A 17499-nucleotide genomic window follows, 5' to 3' on the forward strand; every position below is an offset into this window, starting at 1 on the left:
TCCGACCTCCTGGACGTGACGAATCGAGTGGGACGGCGAGTGAACCGCCGTCGAAATTCGTGCTCCGCCGGGCGAACGCGGCCTGTTGTGCCAGGTCAGGTGCTACGTGGCTGGAGTAGGGTGCAGGACATGGGGAGCATTCGCTCGCGCGTGCTGGCGTGGATCGGCCGCCGCTACTTGGCGCGGCAGCAGAAGAACGGTTTCGACCTGTCCAAGATGTCCATCATCCCGGACAACCTCCTGACACCACTCAAACGCGACGGTCTCGACCCGGTCGCCGAGCTGGGCCGGGTCCGCGCCGAGGAGCCGATCAGCAAGCTGGACCTGCCGTTCGGGATGAACGGCTGGCTGGTCACCGGCTACGACGAGGCCAAGGCCGTACTCGGCAAGGTGAGCGAGTTCAGCAGCGACTTCACGAACCTGGTCGGGAGCGCGGGCGTGACCGAGGACCAGAACCCCGGTGGGCTCGGGTTCGCCGATCCGCCGGTGCACACCAGGTTGCGGCGTCTGCTCACGCCGGAGTTCACCATGCGGCGGCTTTCGCGGCTGACACCGCGGATCGACGAGATCGTGGCCGACCAGCTCGACGCGATGGAGAAGGCGGACGGTCCGGTCGACCTGTGGGAGGCCTTCGCGCTGCCGATCCCGTCGCTGACGATCTGCGAGCTGCTCGGCGTCCCGTACGAGGACCGCGACGACTTCCAGCGGCTGAGCACCGCGCGGTTCGATCTCTTCGGTGGCGCGGGCGCGTCACTCGGTGCGATGACCGAGTCACTGTCCTACCTGGACGACATCGTCAAGAAGCAGCGCGAGAACCCGGGCGACGGCCTGCTCGGCATGCTCATCAAGGAGCACGGCGACGAGATCGACGACCGCGAACTGGCGGGCCTCGCCGACGGTGTGCTCACCGGCGGTCTGGAGACCACGGCGAGCATGCTCGCGCTCGGCGCGCTCGTGTTGCTGAAGGACCGTTCGCTGTTCGAGACCGTGCGTGGTGACGACGAGGCCGTCCACAAATTCGTCGAGGAACTGCTGCGGTACCTGACCGTCGTGCAGATGGCCTTCCCGCGCTTCGCCAAGGAGGACATGGAGATCGCGGGCGTCCAGATCGCGAAGGGCGACATCGTGCTGGTCTCGCTCAGCGTCGCGAACCGTGACGGCGTCCTCGGCGACGACATGGAGAAGTTCGACGCGACCCGCGAGCCGACCTCGCACCTCGCCTTCGGCTGGGGCATCCACCGGTGCATCGGTGCCGAACTGGCCAGGATGGAACTGCGCACCGCGTATCCCGCGCTGGTGCGCCGCTTCCCGGAGATGCGGCTGGCGATCGAACCGGACGCGGTGGATTTCCGGAAGGTCTCGATCGTTTACGGCGTCGACGCGCTGCCCGTGTTGCTGGACTGAGCTTCAGGCTGTGTCTCTCGGAGCGTGCTTTCGGATTTCCGCAGCCGGGCCGCGACATCAGCTGGTCCCTCACCCAGCCGTAGCAGCGGCCCGCCTCCGCAAATCCGAGGCCCCCGGCCGAGAAAAACGCACGCGCGTGTCCTCGCCCAACCTGCCGACTCCACTTTTGGGGACACGGCCTAGGCGACTCCTCTCGGCCGGAACTGGATGCTGATCCTGGGGCCGACCGGTTTGGCGGTCTTGGGGACGGCGTGTTCCCAGGTTCGCTGGCAGCTGCCGCCCATGACGATCAGGTCGCCATGGCCGAGGGCGTGCCGGACCGTCTCGCCTCCGCCACGCGGGCGCAGCACCAGTTGCCGGGCGGCGCCGACCGAGACGATCGCGACCATGGTGTCCTCGGTGCGGGAGCGGCCGATGTCGTCGCCGTGCCAGGCGACGCTGTCGCGCCCGTCCCGGTAGAAGCACAGACCGGAGGTCACGAACGGCTCGCCGAGTTCGTCCGCGTAGTGCGCGGTGAGTGTCTTCCGCGCTTCGGTGAGGATCGGGTGGGGGAGTGGGATGCCCTCGCGGTAGTAGCTCAGCAACCGGGGCACGGCGACGACGCGGTCGTACATCTGCCGCCGTTCCGCCTGCCACGGCACTTTTTCGGCGAGGCGGGTGAACAGTTCGCCCGCGCCGGTGAGCCAGCCCGGGAGTACGTCGATCCAGGCGCCCCGGGTCAGCTCGGTGCGCCGGAGCGGGCCGAGCGGGCCGAGCCCGAGGGCGGCGCACTCGTAGAAGAGCGAGGCTTGAAGCGCGGGGGTCATGGCAACCGAACCTACCCCGGCTCCGGCAGTTTGTCGAACGCGTGTTCGAGTGGAACAAATGACCTGCGTCGTCCGGCGCGGCCCGGCACGATGGGCCACATGATCGACACAGTCAAGTCCGCGGACGGAACGCCGATCGTGCTCGAACGGCGCGGAGCGGGTCCGGTAGTCGTCGTCGTGGCGGGTGCGGCCAACGACCGGCGCGGCGACGAACCGCTGGTGGCCGAGCTGACAGCCGAGTTCTCCGTGGTGACCTACGACCGCCGGGGACGGGGCGACAGCGGGGACACCGGGCCGTACGCGGTCGAGCGCGAGATCGAAGACCTCGGCGCGGTGGTCGCCTCGCTCGGTGAGCCGGTGATCGTGCACGGCATCTCCTCCGGTGGTGCGCTGGCCCTCCTCGCCGCCGCTGCCGGAGTGCCGATGGCGCGGTTGTCGGTCTTCGAGCCGCCGTATCGCGGCGAAGCGGAAGAAGTCCCCGAGGGGTATGCCGACGAGATGCGCGACCTGGTCGCGGCAGGTAGCTGGGACGACGCCGTAGCACTGTTCATGATGGCGGCGGTCGGCTCGCCGGCGGAGGCCGTCGCCGAGGCCAAGGCGACGCCGATGTGGGCCGAACTCCGGTCGTACGCGCCAACGCTGGTCTACGACGCCAGGGTGATGGGTGCTTCGAAGGTGCCGGACGGTCTGGCTTCGATCACGGCACCGGTCCTCGTGGTGAACAGCAACGGCAGTACGGACTGGCTGAAGGCCGCCGCTCTCGCCGCCACGAAAACGATCCCAGAGGCGAGGCAGGTGGAACTGGACGGCGAGTTCCACAGTGTCCAGCCGGAGCGGCTCGTTCCGGAACTCAGCGCGTTCTACCGGGATCCTCGGTGAGGCGTAGGTAAGCCGCGCCACGCGGGGAGATCCGGTAGCCGGTTTCGAGGCTGAGCGTCAACCCGAGATCCTTGAGTTTGCGGATGTCGACCTTCAACGTTTCTTTCTCGCGGCCGAGGAGGTCGGCCAGTTCCTGCGCGCGACGGCCGGGGCGCTCGGCGATGAGCCGCAAGGTCTCGTGGGTCCACGAGTATCGTTTGTCCATCTTGGACAACCGTCCGCGGATGGCGCCGATGTCCTTTTCGGACAGTTGGGCATCCGCGCTGAGCGCGTGCCGGGGATCTGGTCCGAGATAGCGCAGGCGGATGCGGTACACCGGGGCGTCCGCGGGGCCGCGCAGGATCCCGCGGACCGCGTGCGCCGAGGCCGCTCCAGAGCGGCGGGCGTCGGCGTCGGTGATGGCGGCGGGGTCGACGACCTCGACCGAGCCGACCTCGATCACCCCGGCTCCGGTACGCATCGTGTCGCCCTGGCGGACGTTGGGTTTCGCCCAGCGCCGGAAGGCCAGGTCGATCGTCCCGGCCGCCAGTCCTTCGAGGACCGTCATGGAGAGGATCACCGTCGTTACCCAATCAGCGGGACGCCGGAGCGTCAACACCTTGTCCGATGACGGTTCGTGCTCGTACAGTCGCAGTCTGGTCCTGGTCTGGACCACCCGCCCTGAATGCGCAGGAGGCAGGATGCGGAGACGACTTCGGACCGCCGGGGTGGTCGCGGCGGCCGCCCTCGGCCTGGTGGCGTCGGCGATGCCGGCGAACGCCCAGGTCGGAACCGGGCCGTGGACGGCGGAGAACCCCTCGTTCACCGTCCAGGAACGCGGGTGCGGCAACGTCGACGGACTCAACTTCGAACTGACCTGCTCCACCGGGAGCGGGGACCAGCGCGCGGAGCGGCGCTACGTGACCTACACCGGCGGGACCCGGCAGTTCGAGGGTTCGTTCCGGATCACCAGCATGGCGGGCACCCGGATCAGCCTGAAGCAGACCTTCCGCGACGCGCCGAGCGCCGGACCGTACTTCATGCTCGCGGTCGAACGCGGCGGGCGGCTCTACGCGGTCCACGGCGGGGAGACCCTTGGCAGCGGTGCGACGGTCGGGACGTCGGTGCGGGTCAACACCGTGCATCAGGTCGGGAGCACGCACAAGGTGTACATCAACGGTTCGCTGAAGCAGACCGTGAGCAGCGGAAGCGGCAGCTACTACGACAAGTTCGGCGCTTATCGGACGGCCAGTGGCGCCGGTCCGGTCAAGGTGACTTGGAGCGGGATCAAGTTCTGGCGGAAGTGAGTCCGGGTCGACGACTCGGTGAGTACATGAAAGCCCCCTTCCTTGCGCTAGTGTCGCGTGATCCTGCGGGTCTTACCCGTGATCAGACGGCGATCTCCGTCCAATCACGCGAGATCGCCGTCTGATCACGCGTAACCGCCGTCCAATCACGCGTAACTGCCGTCTGATCACGCGAGATCGCCGTCCGAGGAACGAAACCAAACGTCAAGCAAGCAAAATCACGCGACACTAGGCGCAAGGAAGGAGCTTTCATGTACTTGGGGTAGGTGTGAAGGTCGGGTTTCTGCAGCTGAGCCGAGCGAAGGGCCCTTCGCGCGCCCGCCGTCGTGGCTGGTGGTGCTACTGAGGCTAAATGACGAGAGTGAGGGGAACTTTGAGGGACTCTGGGTCCCTCAAGGAGTCCTTCACGGACCTGCGGAAGGCGACGAACCCCGCCGCCACGCGTCGAGGTCCGTCCAAGCCTCGAGGGTCCGCCTGCTTTCGAACCGGCGGCGTTCGCGCGTGACCGGATCGGCGAATTCGAGGACTTTCGCCAGTAGCTGCAAGGGTTCGGTGAAGTCGTCGAGTGGGGTTTCGGTCAGTTCCGGGTAGAAGTCGTCGCCGAGGATCGGCAACCCGAGGCCGCTCATGTGCAGCCTGAGCTGGTGGGTACGGCCGGTCGCGGGAAGCAGCCGGTAGCGACCGAGGCCGTCGCGGTGTTCGAGGAGTTCGATCCGGGTTTCCGCGTTGGGCGGCCCGTCGACCTCTTGGGCGGCGATGACCCCGCGTTCCTTGACGATACGGCTGCTGATCTCGCGCGGCATCGAGACGTCGGGATCGTAGCGCGCGATCGCTTCGTATTCCTTGTGTACCAGGCGATCCCGAAACATCGTCTGGTACTTTCCGCGGACTTCGGGGGTGATCACGAACAGGATTAGTCCCGCGGTGACCCGGTCGAGCCGGTGTGCGGGGCTGAGCATCGGGAGGTCGAGTTCGCGGCGGAGGCGGACCAGCGCGGTCTGCAGAATGTGCCGCCCGCGCGGGATCGTCGCGAGGAAATGGGGTTTGTCGGCGACCAGGAAATGCTCGTCGCGGTGCACGACGGAGATCTCGAACGGAACGGCGACCTCGTCGGGAAGATCGCGATGGAACCAGATGAACGAGTCCGGCACGAACGGCGCGTCGACGCCCAGTGGTCCGTCCAGTCCTACGATGCGCTCCTCGCGGAGCATCTCCTCGATCCGCTCGGGCGCGACCCGGGGGAGCCGCTCGACGAGGTGCTCCCGCAACGTCGTCCACGGTCCCTCGGTGGGCATCTTGAGCCTCGCGGGGTCGAGCCCGTGGCGGGGCGGGAGCGGCGGGCGGAGCTTGCGTCTCATCACCGCGCACTCTAGCCGCGACGACTCATCCGGCCTGGTCGCGGGCGGGCGCCCCGGTGTCGCGAAAGCCACTTTCGAGGCATTAGACGTCCCGAAAGTGGCTTTCGCGACACCAGCGGGAGTTGTCCACAGTGGGGCTGATGTGGCGAGTTGTCCACAGGCCGGGCGGAAGGTGCTGGCGGGGAGAACTCGAGGAGCAGAAGATCATGGAGTGAAACCTGGAGATTGGGCTCGTGATCCCGAGGAGCTCTACCAGTACAGTCGCGGCGGCGTGATCACCGTCGCCCGGTTGACGGAACTCGGCGTTCCGTCGAGGACTTGCTATCGCCGGTGCCGTCCGGGAAGGCAGTGGCGACGGCTGCTGCCGGGAGTCTTGCTGTTGAACTCCGGCGAACCGACGCGTCGGCAGCTGGTCGATGCCGCTCTGTTGTACGCCGGCCCCGACGCAGTGGTAACCGGCGCGACCGCGTGTCGTCGACAGGGGTTACGGGCGCTGCCGGACCATCCCTTCCGCGTCCATCTCCTCGTTCCCCTCGAACGCAAGGTCATCAGTTCCGGGCACGTGATCATCGAACGCACGACCCGGCTGCCGACGGCGGTCGTGCTCGATGGGGTACCGCTGGCACCCTTGGTTCGGTCGGTACTCGACGAGTGCCGTCGGCTCGGCTCACGCCAGGCGGTTTCGGCGCTGCTTTCCGAAGCGGTCCAGCGGGGCGCAAGCCTTCCGGAGCTGTTCGAAGAACTCGATGCCGGAAGCAGCCGCGGCACCGCGATCCCACGCGATGCGCTGCATCGCATCGCCGATGGAGCCCGGTCGGCCGCGGAAGTCGACGCGATGCGGGTGTGGCGAATGAGCGGATTGCCCGAACCCGGATGGAATCATGAACTGCGAGCCGAAAACGGGGAGTACATCGCGACTCCCGATGGCCACTTCGTGGCGGTGAGGCTGGCCTGGGAGATCGATTCGTACGATTTTCACTTCGGCAAGCAGCAGTATGCGGCGACAGTGGCGAGAAACGCCAGGTGCGCGGCCGCCGGCATCGCGGTCCTCCAGACCTTGCCCAGCCGATTGCGGACGGAACCGAAGCGGGTGATCGCCGAACTCGTGGCCGCGCATCGTGCCGCTGAGGCCCGTCTGCGTCGGGCCGCCTGACCAACGATGCCTGCCCGAGGTGTCGCGAAAGGTGCCGCGAAAGCCACTTTCGCGACATCAGACGTCCCGAAAGTGGCTTTCGCGACACCCGGCACCCGACACCCGGCACCCGACTCGCAACACCCGACTCGCAACACCCGACTCGCGACACTCGAGCGCGGCGGAGGCGAGAGCGATCAGTGCAGATCGCGATATCGCGCGAGGTACCGCTCGGTGGCGTCGGCCTCCGCGAGCGCGTCGGCCTCGTCGCGGGTCCGGCGCCCGATGCCCGGCGGGAAGCCGTTCTTGGCGAGCCGGTGCTCGATGCTCTCCTCCATGTAGGCCATCGAGTAGAAGTACGCCACGAGCGCGGCCATCAGCACGATCGCCAGCCGCAGGCCGAGTGGGCCGGGCAGGAGCAGCCACACCGCGCAGAGCGGGCCGATCATCACCGTGCTGCGGGCGACGTGCCGCCAGCGCCAGGTCCCGGTGGTCGCGTCGTGGAGGATCCAGTCGTGGTAGCGCTCGGGCAGCCTGCCGCCGAGTGAGTACCACAGCCAGCGGAACACGTCCGGGCGCTTGCGAGGCATCAGGCGACTCCTTCTCCTTCGATACTCGACACAGTACACTAATGGTTAGTACACTAATTATTAGTGTTGCCGAGGACACGGCTAGGATCGGCACATGAGTTCGGAAGGGCCCGAGATGAAGTCGATCGATCTGGGCGAGGACCCGCTCGCGCTGGAGCGTCAGGTGTGTTTCGCGCTGTCGATCGCGTCGCGCAGCGTCATCGCCATCTACCGCCCGCTGCTGGAGCCGCACGGGCTCACCCATCCGCAGTACCTCGTCATGCTGGCGCTGTGGGAGCGGGGGCCACAGGCGGTGAAGGACCTGAGCACCGCTCTGCGTGCCGAACCCGCGACGCTGTCCCCGCTCCTCAAGCGGCTGGAGGCGATCGGTTACGTCACGCGCAGGCGCAGTGCCGAGGACGAGCGGCTGCTGACGGTCGAGCTGACGGAATCGGGTCGCGCGTTGCGCGCGGAGGCGGAAAAGATCCCGTATCGCGTCGTCGAGAAGCTCGGAATGGAGGTCTCCGAGCTGGAGGTGCTGCACAAGGCCCTCACTGGCGTCATCGAAGCCACCGCCTGAGCGAACCGAGACCGAGGTGTGACGAAATTAGGGTGTGTAGCCGCTCCCGCTTGGGTAATTTCCGTCACGCCACCTTGAGATGACAGGAAGCTGAGGGACCGTGACCACCTCGACCCCCGCCCCCACGGAAGCAGGTCTGGATCTCCTGACCAGGCTGAACGCCTACCTGGAGGCCGTGGCTTCGGCATTGGGGATACGGATGGATTCGTGCACGGCCGACCTCACCGGCCCGGTCACCGCCGGCCTGAGGCTGAATTGGCGCTTTCCCGGCTTCCCCGAGCGAGACGCCGACCTGCTGTGGCACGAGGAGCACGGCTGGTCGGCCGCGGTCGCGACGCAGTCGGGCGACGACCACCACGTCGTCGTCGCCTACCTCGGCGGACGGTCGGTCGCGTCGCCGCCGCGGCTGGTGGCCCGGTTCGCCGAGACCCTGCGCACCGGTGAGCACCAGGACTGCTGGCCCGGCCCACCGACGCTGCGCACCGCCGGCGGGCCGTCCGCGCTGGCCAAGGAACTCTCCGCCTGGGCCTGATTCACTCCGGCGGAGAGCGGAGAGTGGACGGCGTCGATCTCCCCGCCGATCAGGAACCGCGGCGTGCGGAGACCGATCGACCGCCGGTCGAAGACACCCTTGGCACGCACCCGCCAGGTGCCGTCGCCGTTGTCTTCCGGCCCTGCGCGGTCAGCGTGCGGGGACACGACTCCGAGGCTGCCTTCGATCCGGTTCGATGGCGGTGACGCCGCTCCGGACGGTGAACAGCGCGGGATCCTCATCTGGCAGCAATTTCCGTGCGCGTTCGGCGGGCAGGTCGGAATTGGGGCACCCGGCGCGATCCGGCGTCGGCGGGGACGGTCGCCGGTCATTGGCTGCGTTCGGCGACAGCGCCGGCCAAGACGGCGAAGCGGACCAGGCACTGCACTTCGACGAAGCGGCTCGGGTCCTCGCGACCGCGCTGGACGCCCGCGCGAAGGCGGGACTGTCCGAAGTGGACCAGCTCGGCGTGCCGCCGGGCTGGTCGCCCGCGCGCTCGCCGGCCGGTTCGCCGAAGCGGGAAGCCTCGCCGCCGAAGTCCTGGTCGACCGTGGCGATTCGTTCGGGCACAAGGGATCGCGCGCGAGGCTGCTCCTACCGGGACCGCTCGCGCGGGCCGCGAAGCTGATGCTTTCCGAGCGCACGGTGGAAGCCACGTCCGGTCGTCCCGTGGGCGGGCAGGGAAGGTCTCAGGGACTGACGGTCAGCTTGCCGAGGATGCGGGCGACGACAGCGTCCCGATTGTCGTCGAGGAAGAAGTGACCGCCCTCGAAGATTTCCTTCTCGAAGGAACCGGTCGTGTGCTCGGCCCAGTTTTCGACGTCGGGCACGTCCAGGACCGGATCCGCGTTCCCGGCGAGCGCCACGATCGGGCAGGTCACGTCGGGGCCCGGCCGGTAGCGGTAGGTCTCGACGGCCTTGTAGTCGCCGCGCAGCGAGGGCAACGCGAGAGCGCGGATGTCCGGGTCGTCGAAGATCGTCGGGTCCGTGCCACCGAGCCTGCTGACCTCGGCGAGGAACGTGGCGTCGTCGGCGAGGTGGTGCGCCTGCTCCTTGTGGATGTCGGGGCCGCGGCGGGCCGAGAGGAACAACGCCGCCGGAACGAGGCCACGCGCCTCGAGCCGCCGGGCGACCTCGAACGCGACGATGGCGCCCATGCTGTGGCCGAAGAGGGCGAACGGCTTCGGGAGCTCGGCGACGATGTCCACCAGCCGCTCGGAAAGGACGTGCAGATCGTCGATGACCGGCTCGCCGAGGCGGTCCTGCCGTCCCGGGTACTGGACGGTGTGCACCTCGACGGTGGGGGAGAGCGCTCCCGAAAGCGGGCGGTACGCACTCGCCGATCCACCGGCATGCGGGAAGGCGACGAGCCGCGTCTCGGCAGCCGGTGCCCGGTAGAAGCATCGCGTCCAGACGCGGAGATCCTGCCCTGCCATCGAAAATCCCCCAATCCGCGCGGGAATCCCCCGCACGACACTGGAATGTACGGGGGATTCGCGGGAAGAGTCCATGGGTGTGCGGGGTTGAACACTGGACATCGGCCCACATCCGGGGCCTGGTGGAAGGGAGCGAGTGTGGCGGAGGAGCTGAAGATCAGGCTCGGTGCGGGACTGGGGACCGGGACGGCGCCCGAGGAGTTCGGCGCCGCGGTCGACCTGCTGGAGCGGGCGGGTGTCGATTCGCTCTGGCTGCCCGAGGCGGTGTACTCGCCCAGGATCGACCCGGTCGTCGGACTGACCCACGCGCTCGCCCGCACCTCGGAACTGAAGGTCGGAACCGGCGTGATGGTGCTGCCCGGCCGTGATCCGGTGCTGGTCGCCAAACAGCTCGCCTCACTCGCCGCGCTCGCGCCGAAACGAGTCCTCCCGGTCTTCGGCCTGAAGCCCGCGCGGGACGCGGAACTCCCGCTGTTCCCGGTGCCGCAGGGCCGTCGCGCGGCTGTCTTCGACGAGTCTTTACGGCTGATCAAGGCCTTGCTGGAACAGGAGGAGGTGACCTTCGAGGGTGAGTTCTTCCGCGTCGAGGGTGCCGGGCTGGGCATGCGCCCGCTCAAGCGGCTCGACCTCTGGCTCGGCGGGAAGGCGCCGGGCGCGCTGCGGCGGATCGGCAGGCTCGCGGACGGCTGGCTGGCCAGCTTCCTCACGCCGGAGGAGGCCCGCGCCGGCCGTGAGGCGATCCAGAAGGCCGCCGCCGAGGCGGACCGGGAGGTCGAGGCCGACCACTTCGGGATCAGCCTCATCGTCGCCGAGGACGGCATCCCGGACGCGCTCGCGGCATCGGTCGCCGCGCGGTCCGACGCCGACCCGTCACGCCTGATCGCGGGCAGCTGGTCTGCCGCCCGCGACCTGGTCGCCGAGTACCTCGACGCCGGGCTGAGCAAGTTCGTGCTCTACCCGGCCGGACCGGAGCCGATCGAGCGGTTCGTCGAGAACTTCGTCGAGTACGCCGTCCCGCTGCAGAACTAATGCTGAAGGGGACTTTCCCCGCGTCTTACGCGGTGAAGGGCGCTTTCGTCGCATGACATGCGACGAAAGTCCCCTTCAGCCCCAGAGCCGGCGCGAGTCCCGGCACTGATCCGGGAGACCCGCGCTAGTCGAACTTCAGCTCTTCGGTCCGCCGCGGCATCAGCAGCAGGGCGCCGACGCTGAGCACGGCGACCACCAGCATCGCCAGGAAGACGTGGTGCGTGGCGTCCGCGAGGGCGTCACGCACGAACGTCGTCGTCGGCGTGGCGGGTCCGTGGCCCTCCAGGACGACGCTGGTCGCGTCGACGCCGGACGGCAGGCCGACGACCCCGTCGGGCGGGTTCGCGAAGCGGTTCGCCAGGGTGGCGTTCGCGATTGCGCCGAACATCGCCACGCCGACCGCGCTGCCCAGCGAGCGGCTGAACATGTTGGTCGCGGTGACGACACCGCGGCGTTCCCAGCCGATGGTGGACTGCACGGCGATCAGCGTCGGGCTCGACGCCAGGCCCAGCCCGATCCCAAGGACGAACGCCGCCGCGGCCGCCAGCCAGATCGACGACCCCGCGGCCAGGAACACCGTAAGGGCCGCGCCCGCGATGACGATCCCGCTGCCGATCAGCCCGGTGTCCCGGAATCCGATCCGCATGTAGATCCGGCCCGCCAGCGACGCCGAGATCGGCCAGCCGACGGTCAGCGCCGCCAGCGCGAAGCCGGCGACGAGCGCGCCGGTGCCGAGCACACCCTGCGAGAAGGTCGGCAGGTACGAGGTGAGGCCCATCAGCAGCATGCCGACGACGACGGCGACCAGGTTTCCGCCGATCAGCGTCCGTTTGGTGAAGATCCACAGTGGCAGCACCGGCTCCTCGGCCTTGCGTTCCACGAACACGAACGACACCAGCAGCACCACCGCGCCGATGAAGATCGCCAGGCTCGGCGCGGACGCCCAGCCCCAGGCGACACCGCCCTCCAACAAGCCCAGGATCAGCAGCGAGCAGCCGAGGGTGAGCAGCGTGGCGCCCAGGTAGTCGATGCGGTGCGAGCGGCGTTCGACGCGCTCACGGAAGTTCCGGAACAGCATCCACGCGGCCAGCGCGCCGAGCGGCAAGTTGATGAAGAAGATCCAGCGCCAGTCGAGGTACTCGGCGAACACACCGCCCAGCGTCGGCCCGACCACCGACGAGATGGCCCACACGCTGGCGAGATAGCCCTGCACCCTGGCGCGTTCCTCGACCGTGTACATGTCGCCGACCATGGTCAGCGCGATCGGCTGGATGGCACCCGCGCCGATGCCCTGCACCGCGCGGGCGGCGATCAGCACCGGCATGCTCCACGCCGCGCCACAGAGCACCGAGCCCAGCAGGAACGCCGCGATCCCGAAGAACATCACCGGCCGCCTGCCGAGCACGTCGGCGAACTTGCCGTACAGCGGAACGGTGACCGCCTGGGTCAGCAGATAGATCGAGAACAGCCACGGGAACTGGGAGAAGCCGCCCAGATCGGCGACCACCGAGGGCACCGCCGTCGCGATGATGGTCGAGTCGAGCGCGATCAGGCCGGAACACAGCATCACGGCGATCAGGACGGGGCCGCGTTCGGAGCGGAAACCGACCCCTTCCTTGGCGGTGACCGGGGCCGGGGTCGTCATCTGCGGGGATCTCCTCGGGCTCATGAAGGGCGTCAACTGCTTCGCATGGGTAAGCATTCCATGGAGACTCCCGGTCATGGGATTGATTTTTTCCGTGAGGTTTGACGCAAAATGGGTCGGATGAGCACTTGGATCCGCCCGATCAACCGTGGCTGGGTCGTCCTCGACGCCGTCCCGGGCCCCGACGTCGACGAGTTCGCCGATCCGGACCGGGTGATCGCCGCGCTTGCCGGGGCGCGCGGTGACAGCCTGCTGGCGGTCCAGCATCCGGCGAGGACTCCGGCCGCACTGGCGGGCGGCCTCTCGGTCGAGGCGGCGTTGCCACAGGCCAGGGCCACCTTCGAACGTCTCCGGGAACGGCACTATCGCCCGGTCGCCGACGTCATCGCGCCTTATCGCATCGACGGGCCGGACGGCGTCGCGCTCGGCGTGCTGTGCCTGGTCGATCCGGCAGCGGTGCGGGAGGGCGGGGTGACGCGGGTCCGGCACACCGAGGACGTCTATCCGGACGTCGTCGCGGAGCGGGCCGTGATGCTCGCCGGGCTCGGTGTCGCCACGAGCGCCGCCATGCTGGTCCCCGCGACCGGCGGCCGTGAGCTGACCGCGTCGATCGAACGGCTCTGCCGGGAGCAGGTGCCCATCCTGTCCACAGTGGACGGCGTGGGCCGCAAGCACGAACTGTGGCTCGCCGGTCCCGGCGATGGCCGGTACGCACTGCTGGCCGCCTTGGACGAGATGGATCTCCTGGTCGCGGACGGCAATCACCGGGTCGCGGCCGCCGCGGCGTCGGGACGCGGCGCGCTGCTGGCACTGGTCACCGGGGGACCGGGACTGCGGATCGGACCCATCCACCGGGTGCTCACCGGCACCGGGCTCGACGCGGCCACGCTGGTCCGGCGGTGGACGGAGGCGGGCTTCGACGTCCTCCCCGGCCCGCCGGAGCCGCCGGCCGAAGCCGGGGAGGTGACCGTGCTGGCGGGGGAATCGGCGTTCCGGGTGGCACTCGGCAGGGCGGGACTCGACCACGCCGTCGTCGAGCAGGACCTGCTCCGTGGGGCGCTCGGTGTCGATCCGGAAGGAGCGCACGTGCGGCCGCTGCTGCCGGGCACCCCGGTGCCCGAAGACGTGGACGCCGTCCTGCTGCTGGCCCCGGTCCCGTACGCGGAGGTGCTCGCCGTGCACGCGGCCGGACTGCGGATGCCGAGGAAGGCCACCTATTTCACGCCGAAACCACGCAGCGGACTCCTGCTGGCGGAGCTCTGACGTCGCGCTTTCGTCGGTGGTCAGGCCTAGGATCATCTCGTGGAACTGCCCGTGATGCCGCCCGTGAAGCCGATGCTGGCCAAAGCCGTGCACGAACTGCCGCGCACGCCTGGGCTGCTGTACGAGCCGAAGTGGGACGGCTTCCGCTGCGTGGTCTTCCGTGACGGTGACGAGGTGGTCCTCGGCTCGCGCAACGACAGACCACTGACGAGGTATTTCCCCGAACTGGTCGATCTGCTCAAGGAGGCGCTGCCCGAGCGCTGTGTCGTCGACGGCGAGATCGTGCTGGTCACCGAAGGCGGTCTCGACTTCGAGAAGCTCCAGCTGCGGCTGCACCCGGCGGCGTCCAGGGTGAACAAACTGGCCGCGGAGACGCCGACGAGTTTCGTGGTGTTCGACCTGCTCGCCCACGACGACCGGGATCTGACACCGGAACCGTTCGAGGAGCGGCGGAAGCTGCTCGAAAGCGTCGTCGACACGAAGTTCGCCCGGGTGCACCTCACCCCGTTGTCCGAGGATCCCGACGTCGCCCAGGACTGGTTCACCCGGTTCGAAGGCGCGGGTTTCGACGGCGTGATGGCCAAACCAGCCGACGCGCCGTACGAACAGGACAAGCGGGTGATGTGGAAGGTCAAGCACCAGCGCACCGCGGACTGCGTCGTCGTCGGGTTCCGGTGGCACAAGGACGGTGTCGGCGTCGGGTCGCTGCTGCTGGGGCTCTACAACGACGAGGGCGTCCTGCACCACGTGGGCGTGGCCAGCAGCTTCACCGCCGCGAGGCGTCGTGAGCTGGTGGACGAACTCGCGCCGCTGCGGGAGAACGCGCTGGAGAAGCACCCCTGGCGGGAGTGGGTCGAGGCCCATGAGGAGGCGGGCGGCCGGATGCCCGGCGCGGGCAGCCGGTGGGCGCCGCAGAAGGACCTGAGCTGGGAGCCGGTCCGCATCGAATGGGTCGCCGAGGTCCGCTACGAACACGTCGAGGGCACGCGGTTCCGCCATGGCGGCAGGCTCGTGCGCTTCCGCCCCGACCGCGAACCGGCGTCCTGCACCTACGCGCAGCTCGACGAGGTACCGCCCGCCGAGCTGGCCACGCTGTTCACCGAGCTGGGGGAAGCATGAAGTCGGAACCGGTGACGCTGGACCTCGACGGTGTCGAATTCACGGTGTCCAGTCCGGGCAAGGTCTACTTCCCGGAGAACGGCGAGACCAAATTGGACCTCGTCGAGTACTACCGCGCGGTTTCGGTGCCGCTGCTGGCGCAGCTCGGCGGGCGGCCCTTGCTGCTGGAGCGCTATCCCGACGGTGCGGGCGGGAAGTCATGGTTCCAGAAGAGGGTCCCGAAGAACGCGCCCGAGTGGCTGACCACGACGGTGGTGTCCACCCCGAACGGGACCACTTCGGACGCGCTCGTGGCGAAGGACCTCGCGCACGTCATCTGGGCGGTGAACCAGGGCTGCCTCGGTTTCCATGTCTGGCCGAACCGGGCCGACGCGCCGGACATCAGCGATCAGTTGCGCGTCGACCTCGATCCTTCGCCCGGCATCGGTTTCCCGGAGCTGCGGCACGGCGCTGTCCTGACGAAGGCGTTGCTCGCAGAACTCGGCATCACCGCGCAGCTGAAGACGTCGGGCTCGCGCGGTTTGCATCTTTACGTGCCGCTGGAACCGAAGTGGGACGGCTACGAGGTCCGCGCGGCCGCCGTCGCGCTCGCCCGCGAACTGGAGCGGCGCCACCCGGAGGAGATGACGGCGCAGTGGTGGAAGGAAGAGCGGGGCTCCCGGGTGTTCGTCGACTTCAACCAGAACGCACCGCACAAGACGGTGTTCGGCGCGTGGTGCGTGCGGCCGCGGGTCGGCGGGCAGGTGTCGACGCCGATCGGCTGGGACGAACTGGAGACCGTCGAGCCCGACAAGCTCACCCTGTCCACCGTGCCCGCTCGCTTCGCCGAACGCGGAGACCCTTGGGCGGAAACGAAACCGCAGTCGATCGAGTCGCTGCTGGAAATGTCGGAGAAGGACATGGAGAACGGGCTCATGGACGCGCCTTGGCCGCCCGTGTACCCGAAAATGCCGAACGAGCCGCCCCGGGTCGCGCCGAGCAGGGCCAAAAAGGAACAAAAAGAGTCGAAAGACTAAGAGCTTGCGCGCCGGATAGTCCGCGTTTAGTCCTCTAGTTGCGGTAGTTGCGCGCGCAACTACCGCAACTAGAGGACTAAACGCGGTCGTCCTGGACGAACCGCAGGACCCGCAGCATGCCCCGCTCGTCGACGACCTCGGGATCGTCCGCGACGCACTCTTCGAGGCGCGCGGTGACGGCGTCGGTGTCGATCCCCGAGCCGATCAGCACCAGTTCGCTCCGGCGCGGCAGGCCCGACGGCCACGCCGACCGTTCCACCTGGACGAACGAGCCCACCGTATGCAGGCCGAACCGGGAGCGCGGGCCGTTCGGGCCGAAGTCGAGGAAACCCTTGATCCGGTAGAGCCCGCCGGGACGCTGTTCGAGGAAGTCCATCAGCCGTCGCGGGTCCAGCGGCCGCTCGGCGGTGAAGGCGACGCTGTCGTACGCGGTGTGGAAATGGTGCTCGTGGTCGTGCTCCTCCTCGCGGAGGTCGTCGAACGACAGTTGCCCGGCGCGGTCACGCGGCCGGGCGTCGAAGAACAGCGTGGGGTCGATCCGGCCGTGGGAGGTCGCGATCACCGGCGTGCCGGGCGCGATCTCGTCGATCGTGCCGCGCAGCTTGGCCAGGGTGTCCTCGTCGGCCCGGTCGGTCTTGTTGAGCACGACCAGGTCGGCGAACCCGAGGTGTTCGTCCAGTTCCGGGTGGCGTCGCCTGGCCGCCTCGAACTCGGCCGCGTCGACGAGTTCGACCAGGCCGCCGTAAGCGATGACGGGGTTCTCGCTGGCGATCATCAGGCGGATGAGGTCACGCGGTTCGGCGAGCCCGCTGGCCTCGATCACGATGACGTCGATGCCTGCCTCGGCCTCGGACAGTTTGGCGAGCATGGCGTCGAGGCCGCTCGCGTCGACGGCGCAGCACAGGCAGCCGTTGCCGAAGGACATCATCGTGTCGACCTGCCCGGAAACGGCCATCGCGTCGACCGCGATGCTCCCGAAGTCGTTGACGATGACACCGATGCGCGCACCTTGGCGATTGGCCAGCAGGTGGTTGAGCAGGGTGGTCTTCCCGGAACCGAGGAAGCCGGCGACCAGGATGACCGGGATCCGCCTGTCGACCACGTTTTTCCTTTCCGCCGGAGTTCCCAGCACTCTAGCGACGGCGGGAGCGGGCCAATACACCGGTCCGGGGAAAGAGCAGAAGAGCAGGTAGGGAAGTGCACTCGAAAGAGTGATGAAGTGGATATGTAAAACGATCACAAAGGGATCTTGGTTAAGCGTGATCGTTTCGCTGAGGGTGATTCTGTGAATCTTCTGCGAACTCGGACTTAATTCCAAATATTGTCACCACTATGCATTCTACCTGCGAAAACGTCGTCTAGACGAGGCTTCTGTCGTTCGGTGGATAGTGTTGGTGTTTTTGTGGGGTATCGTCTTCCGTCTGGTCCGGACCCGGCCATCTCGC

18 protein-coding genes are annotated in these 17499 nt (G+C 68.2%); 11 read left to right on the plus strand and 7 right to left on the minus strand.

Annotated features, from left to right (window positions below):
* Nucleotides 1-129: 129 nt before the first annotated feature.
* A complete protein-coding gene (locus ACM6LU_RS12485) occupies nt 130-1404 on the plus strand; it encodes a cytochrome P450 (protein ID WP_414937776.1) in 1275 nt (424 codons plus the stop codon).
* A 179-nt stretch (nt 1405-1583) separates the two neighbouring features.
* Here the strand turns inward: ACM6LU_RS12485 and ACM6LU_RS12490 are convergent, their stop codons facing one another.
* Nucleotides 1584-2210 carry an alpha-ketoglutarate-dependent dioxygenase AlkB gene (locus ACM6LU_RS12490; RefSeq protein WP_414937777.1) on the minus strand — a complete coding sequence of 209 codons (627 nt, stop codon included), beginning with the start codon at nt 2208-2210 and terminating at the stop codon, nt 1584-1586.
* Between the two features lie 99 nt (nt 2211-2309).
* Here ACM6LU_RS12490 and ACM6LU_RS12495 point away from each other — a divergent pair, with 99 nt between their 5' ends.
* Nucleotides 2310-3089: an alpha/beta fold hydrolase gene (locus ACM6LU_RS12495; protein ID WP_414937778.1), complete on the plus strand. Its 780-nt coding sequence runs from the start codon at nt 2310-2312 to the stop codon at nt 3087-3089.
* Here ACM6LU_RS12495 and ACM6LU_RS12500 read toward each other — a convergent pair.
* Complete coding sequence (locus ACM6LU_RS12500; RefSeq protein ID WP_414937779.1) at nt 3061-3636, minus strand: hypothetical protein; 576 nt, start codon at nt 3634-3636, stop codon at nt 3061-3063. The genes ACM6LU_RS12495 and ACM6LU_RS12500 overlap by 29 nt on opposite strands.
* A 133-nt stretch (nt 3637-3769) precedes the next feature.
* On the opposite strand from ACM6LU_RS12500, the gene ACM6LU_RS12505 reads away from it, so the two are divergent.
* Nucleotides 3770-4375 (plus strand): hypothetical protein, encoded by a 606-nt coding sequence (locus ACM6LU_RS12505; protein ID WP_414937780.1) that lies wholly within the window; start codon nt 3770-3772, stop codon nt 4373-4375.
* A 404-nt stretch (nt 4376-4779) separates the two neighbouring features.
* Here ACM6LU_RS12505 and ACM6LU_RS12510 read toward each other — a convergent pair whose 3' ends face one another.
* Complete coding sequence (locus ACM6LU_RS12510; protein ID WP_414937781.1) at nt 4780-5733, minus strand: pseudouridine synthase; 954 nt, start codon at nt 5731-5733, stop codon at nt 4780-4782.
* Nucleotides 5734-5944: 211 nt separating this feature from the next.
* Here ACM6LU_RS12510 and ACM6LU_RS12515 point away from each other — a divergent pair, with 211 nt between their 5' ends.
* Complete coding sequence (locus ACM6LU_RS12515) at nt 5945-6886, plus strand: hypothetical protein (RefSeq protein WP_414937782.1); 942 nt, start codon at nt 5945-5947, stop codon at nt 6884-6886.
* A 176-nt stretch (nt 6887-7062) separates the two neighbouring features.
* On the opposite strand, the gene ACM6LU_RS12520 is transcribed toward ACM6LU_RS12515, so the two are convergent.
* Nucleotides 7063-7455 (minus strand): DUF5313 domain-containing protein, encoded by a 393-nt coding sequence (locus tag ACM6LU_RS12520; protein WP_414937783.1) that lies wholly within the window; start codon nt 7453-7455, stop codon nt 7063-7065.
* Between the two features lie 115 nt (nt 7456-7570).
* Between ACM6LU_RS12520 and ACM6LU_RS12525 the strand changes: the two genes are divergently transcribed.
* The 3 genes from ACM6LU_RS12525 (at nt 7571) to ACM6LU_RS12535 (ending at nt 9174) form a co-directional block, all read left to right on the plus strand.
* Complete coding sequence (locus tag ACM6LU_RS12525) at nt 7571-8014, plus strand: MarR family winged helix-turn-helix transcriptional regulator (protein ID WP_414937969.1); 444 nt, start codon at nt 7571-7573, stop codon at nt 8012-8014.
* 100 nt (nt 8015-8114) lie between these two features.
* Nucleotides 8115-8546: a DUF6292 family protein gene (locus tag ACM6LU_RS12530; protein WP_414937784.1), complete on the plus strand. Its 432-nt coding sequence runs from the start codon at nt 8115-8117 to the stop codon at nt 8544-8546.
* Nucleotides 8547-8877: 331 nt separating this feature from the next.
* Nucleotides 8878-9174 carry a hypothetical protein gene (locus ACM6LU_RS12535; protein WP_414937785.1) on the plus strand — a complete coding sequence of 99 codons (297 nt, stop codon included), beginning with the start codon at nt 8878-8880 and terminating at the stop codon, nt 9172-9174.
* Between the two features lie 61 nt (nt 9175-9235).
* Here ACM6LU_RS12535 and ACM6LU_RS12540 read toward each other — a convergent pair whose 3' ends face one another.
* Complete coding sequence (locus ACM6LU_RS12540; RefSeq protein WP_414937786.1) at nt 9236-9982, minus strand: thioesterase II family protein; 747 nt, start codon at nt 9980-9982, stop codon at nt 9236-9238.
* A gap of 138 nt (nt 9983-10120) precedes the next feature.
* Here ACM6LU_RS12540 and ACM6LU_RS12545 point away from each other — a divergent pair, with 138 nt between their 5' ends.
* Nucleotides 10121-11011: a TIGR03854 family LLM class F420-dependent oxidoreductase gene (locus ACM6LU_RS12545; RefSeq protein ID WP_414937787.1), complete on the plus strand. Its 891-nt coding sequence runs from the start codon at nt 10121-10123 to the stop codon at nt 11009-11011.
* Nucleotides 11012-11135: 124 nt separating this feature from the next.
* Here ACM6LU_RS12545 and ACM6LU_RS12550 read toward each other — a convergent pair whose 3' ends face one another.
* Complete coding sequence (locus ACM6LU_RS12550; RefSeq protein WP_414937788.1) at nt 11136-12656, minus strand: MDR family MFS transporter; 1521 nt, start codon at nt 12654-12656, stop codon at nt 11136-11138.
* Between the two features lie 111 nt (nt 12657-12767).
* Between ACM6LU_RS12550 and ACM6LU_RS12555 the strand changes: the two genes are divergently transcribed.
* The 3 genes from ACM6LU_RS12555 to ligD are packed head-to-tail and all read left to right on the plus strand — an operon-like array spanning nt 12768 to nt 16054.
* Nucleotides 12768-13919 (plus strand): DUF1015 family protein, encoded by a 1152-nt coding sequence (locus ACM6LU_RS12555; RefSeq protein WP_414937789.1) that lies wholly within the window; start codon nt 12768-12770, stop codon nt 13917-13919.
* 39 nt (nt 13920-13958) lie between these two features.
* Nucleotides 13959-15038 (plus strand): ATP-dependent DNA ligase, encoded by a 1080-nt coding sequence (locus ACM6LU_RS12560; RefSeq protein ID WP_414937790.1) that lies wholly within the window; start codon nt 13959-13961, stop codon nt 15036-15038.
* Complete coding sequence (ligD, locus tag ACM6LU_RS12565; protein ID WP_414937791.1) at nt 15035-16054, plus strand: non-homologous end-joining DNA ligase; 1020 nt, start codon at nt 15035-15037, stop codon at nt 16052-16054. The genes ACM6LU_RS12560 and ligD overlap by 4 nt, the downstream gene beginning before the upstream one ends.
* Before the next feature lie 76 nt (nt 16055-16130).
* Here the strand turns inward: ligD and ACM6LU_RS12570 are convergent, their stop codons facing one another.
* Nucleotides 16131-17156: a CobW family GTP-binding protein gene (locus ACM6LU_RS12570; protein WP_414937792.1), complete on the minus strand. Its 1026-nt coding sequence runs from the start codon at nt 17154-17156 to the stop codon at nt 16131-16133.
* Nucleotides 17157-17499: the final 343 nt, after the last annotated feature.

The organism is Amycolatopsis sp. cmx-11-51, from assembly GCF_047608665.1.
Classification (GTDB): Bacteria; Actinomycetota; Actinomycetes; order Mycobacteriales; family Pseudonocardiaceae; genus Amycolatopsis.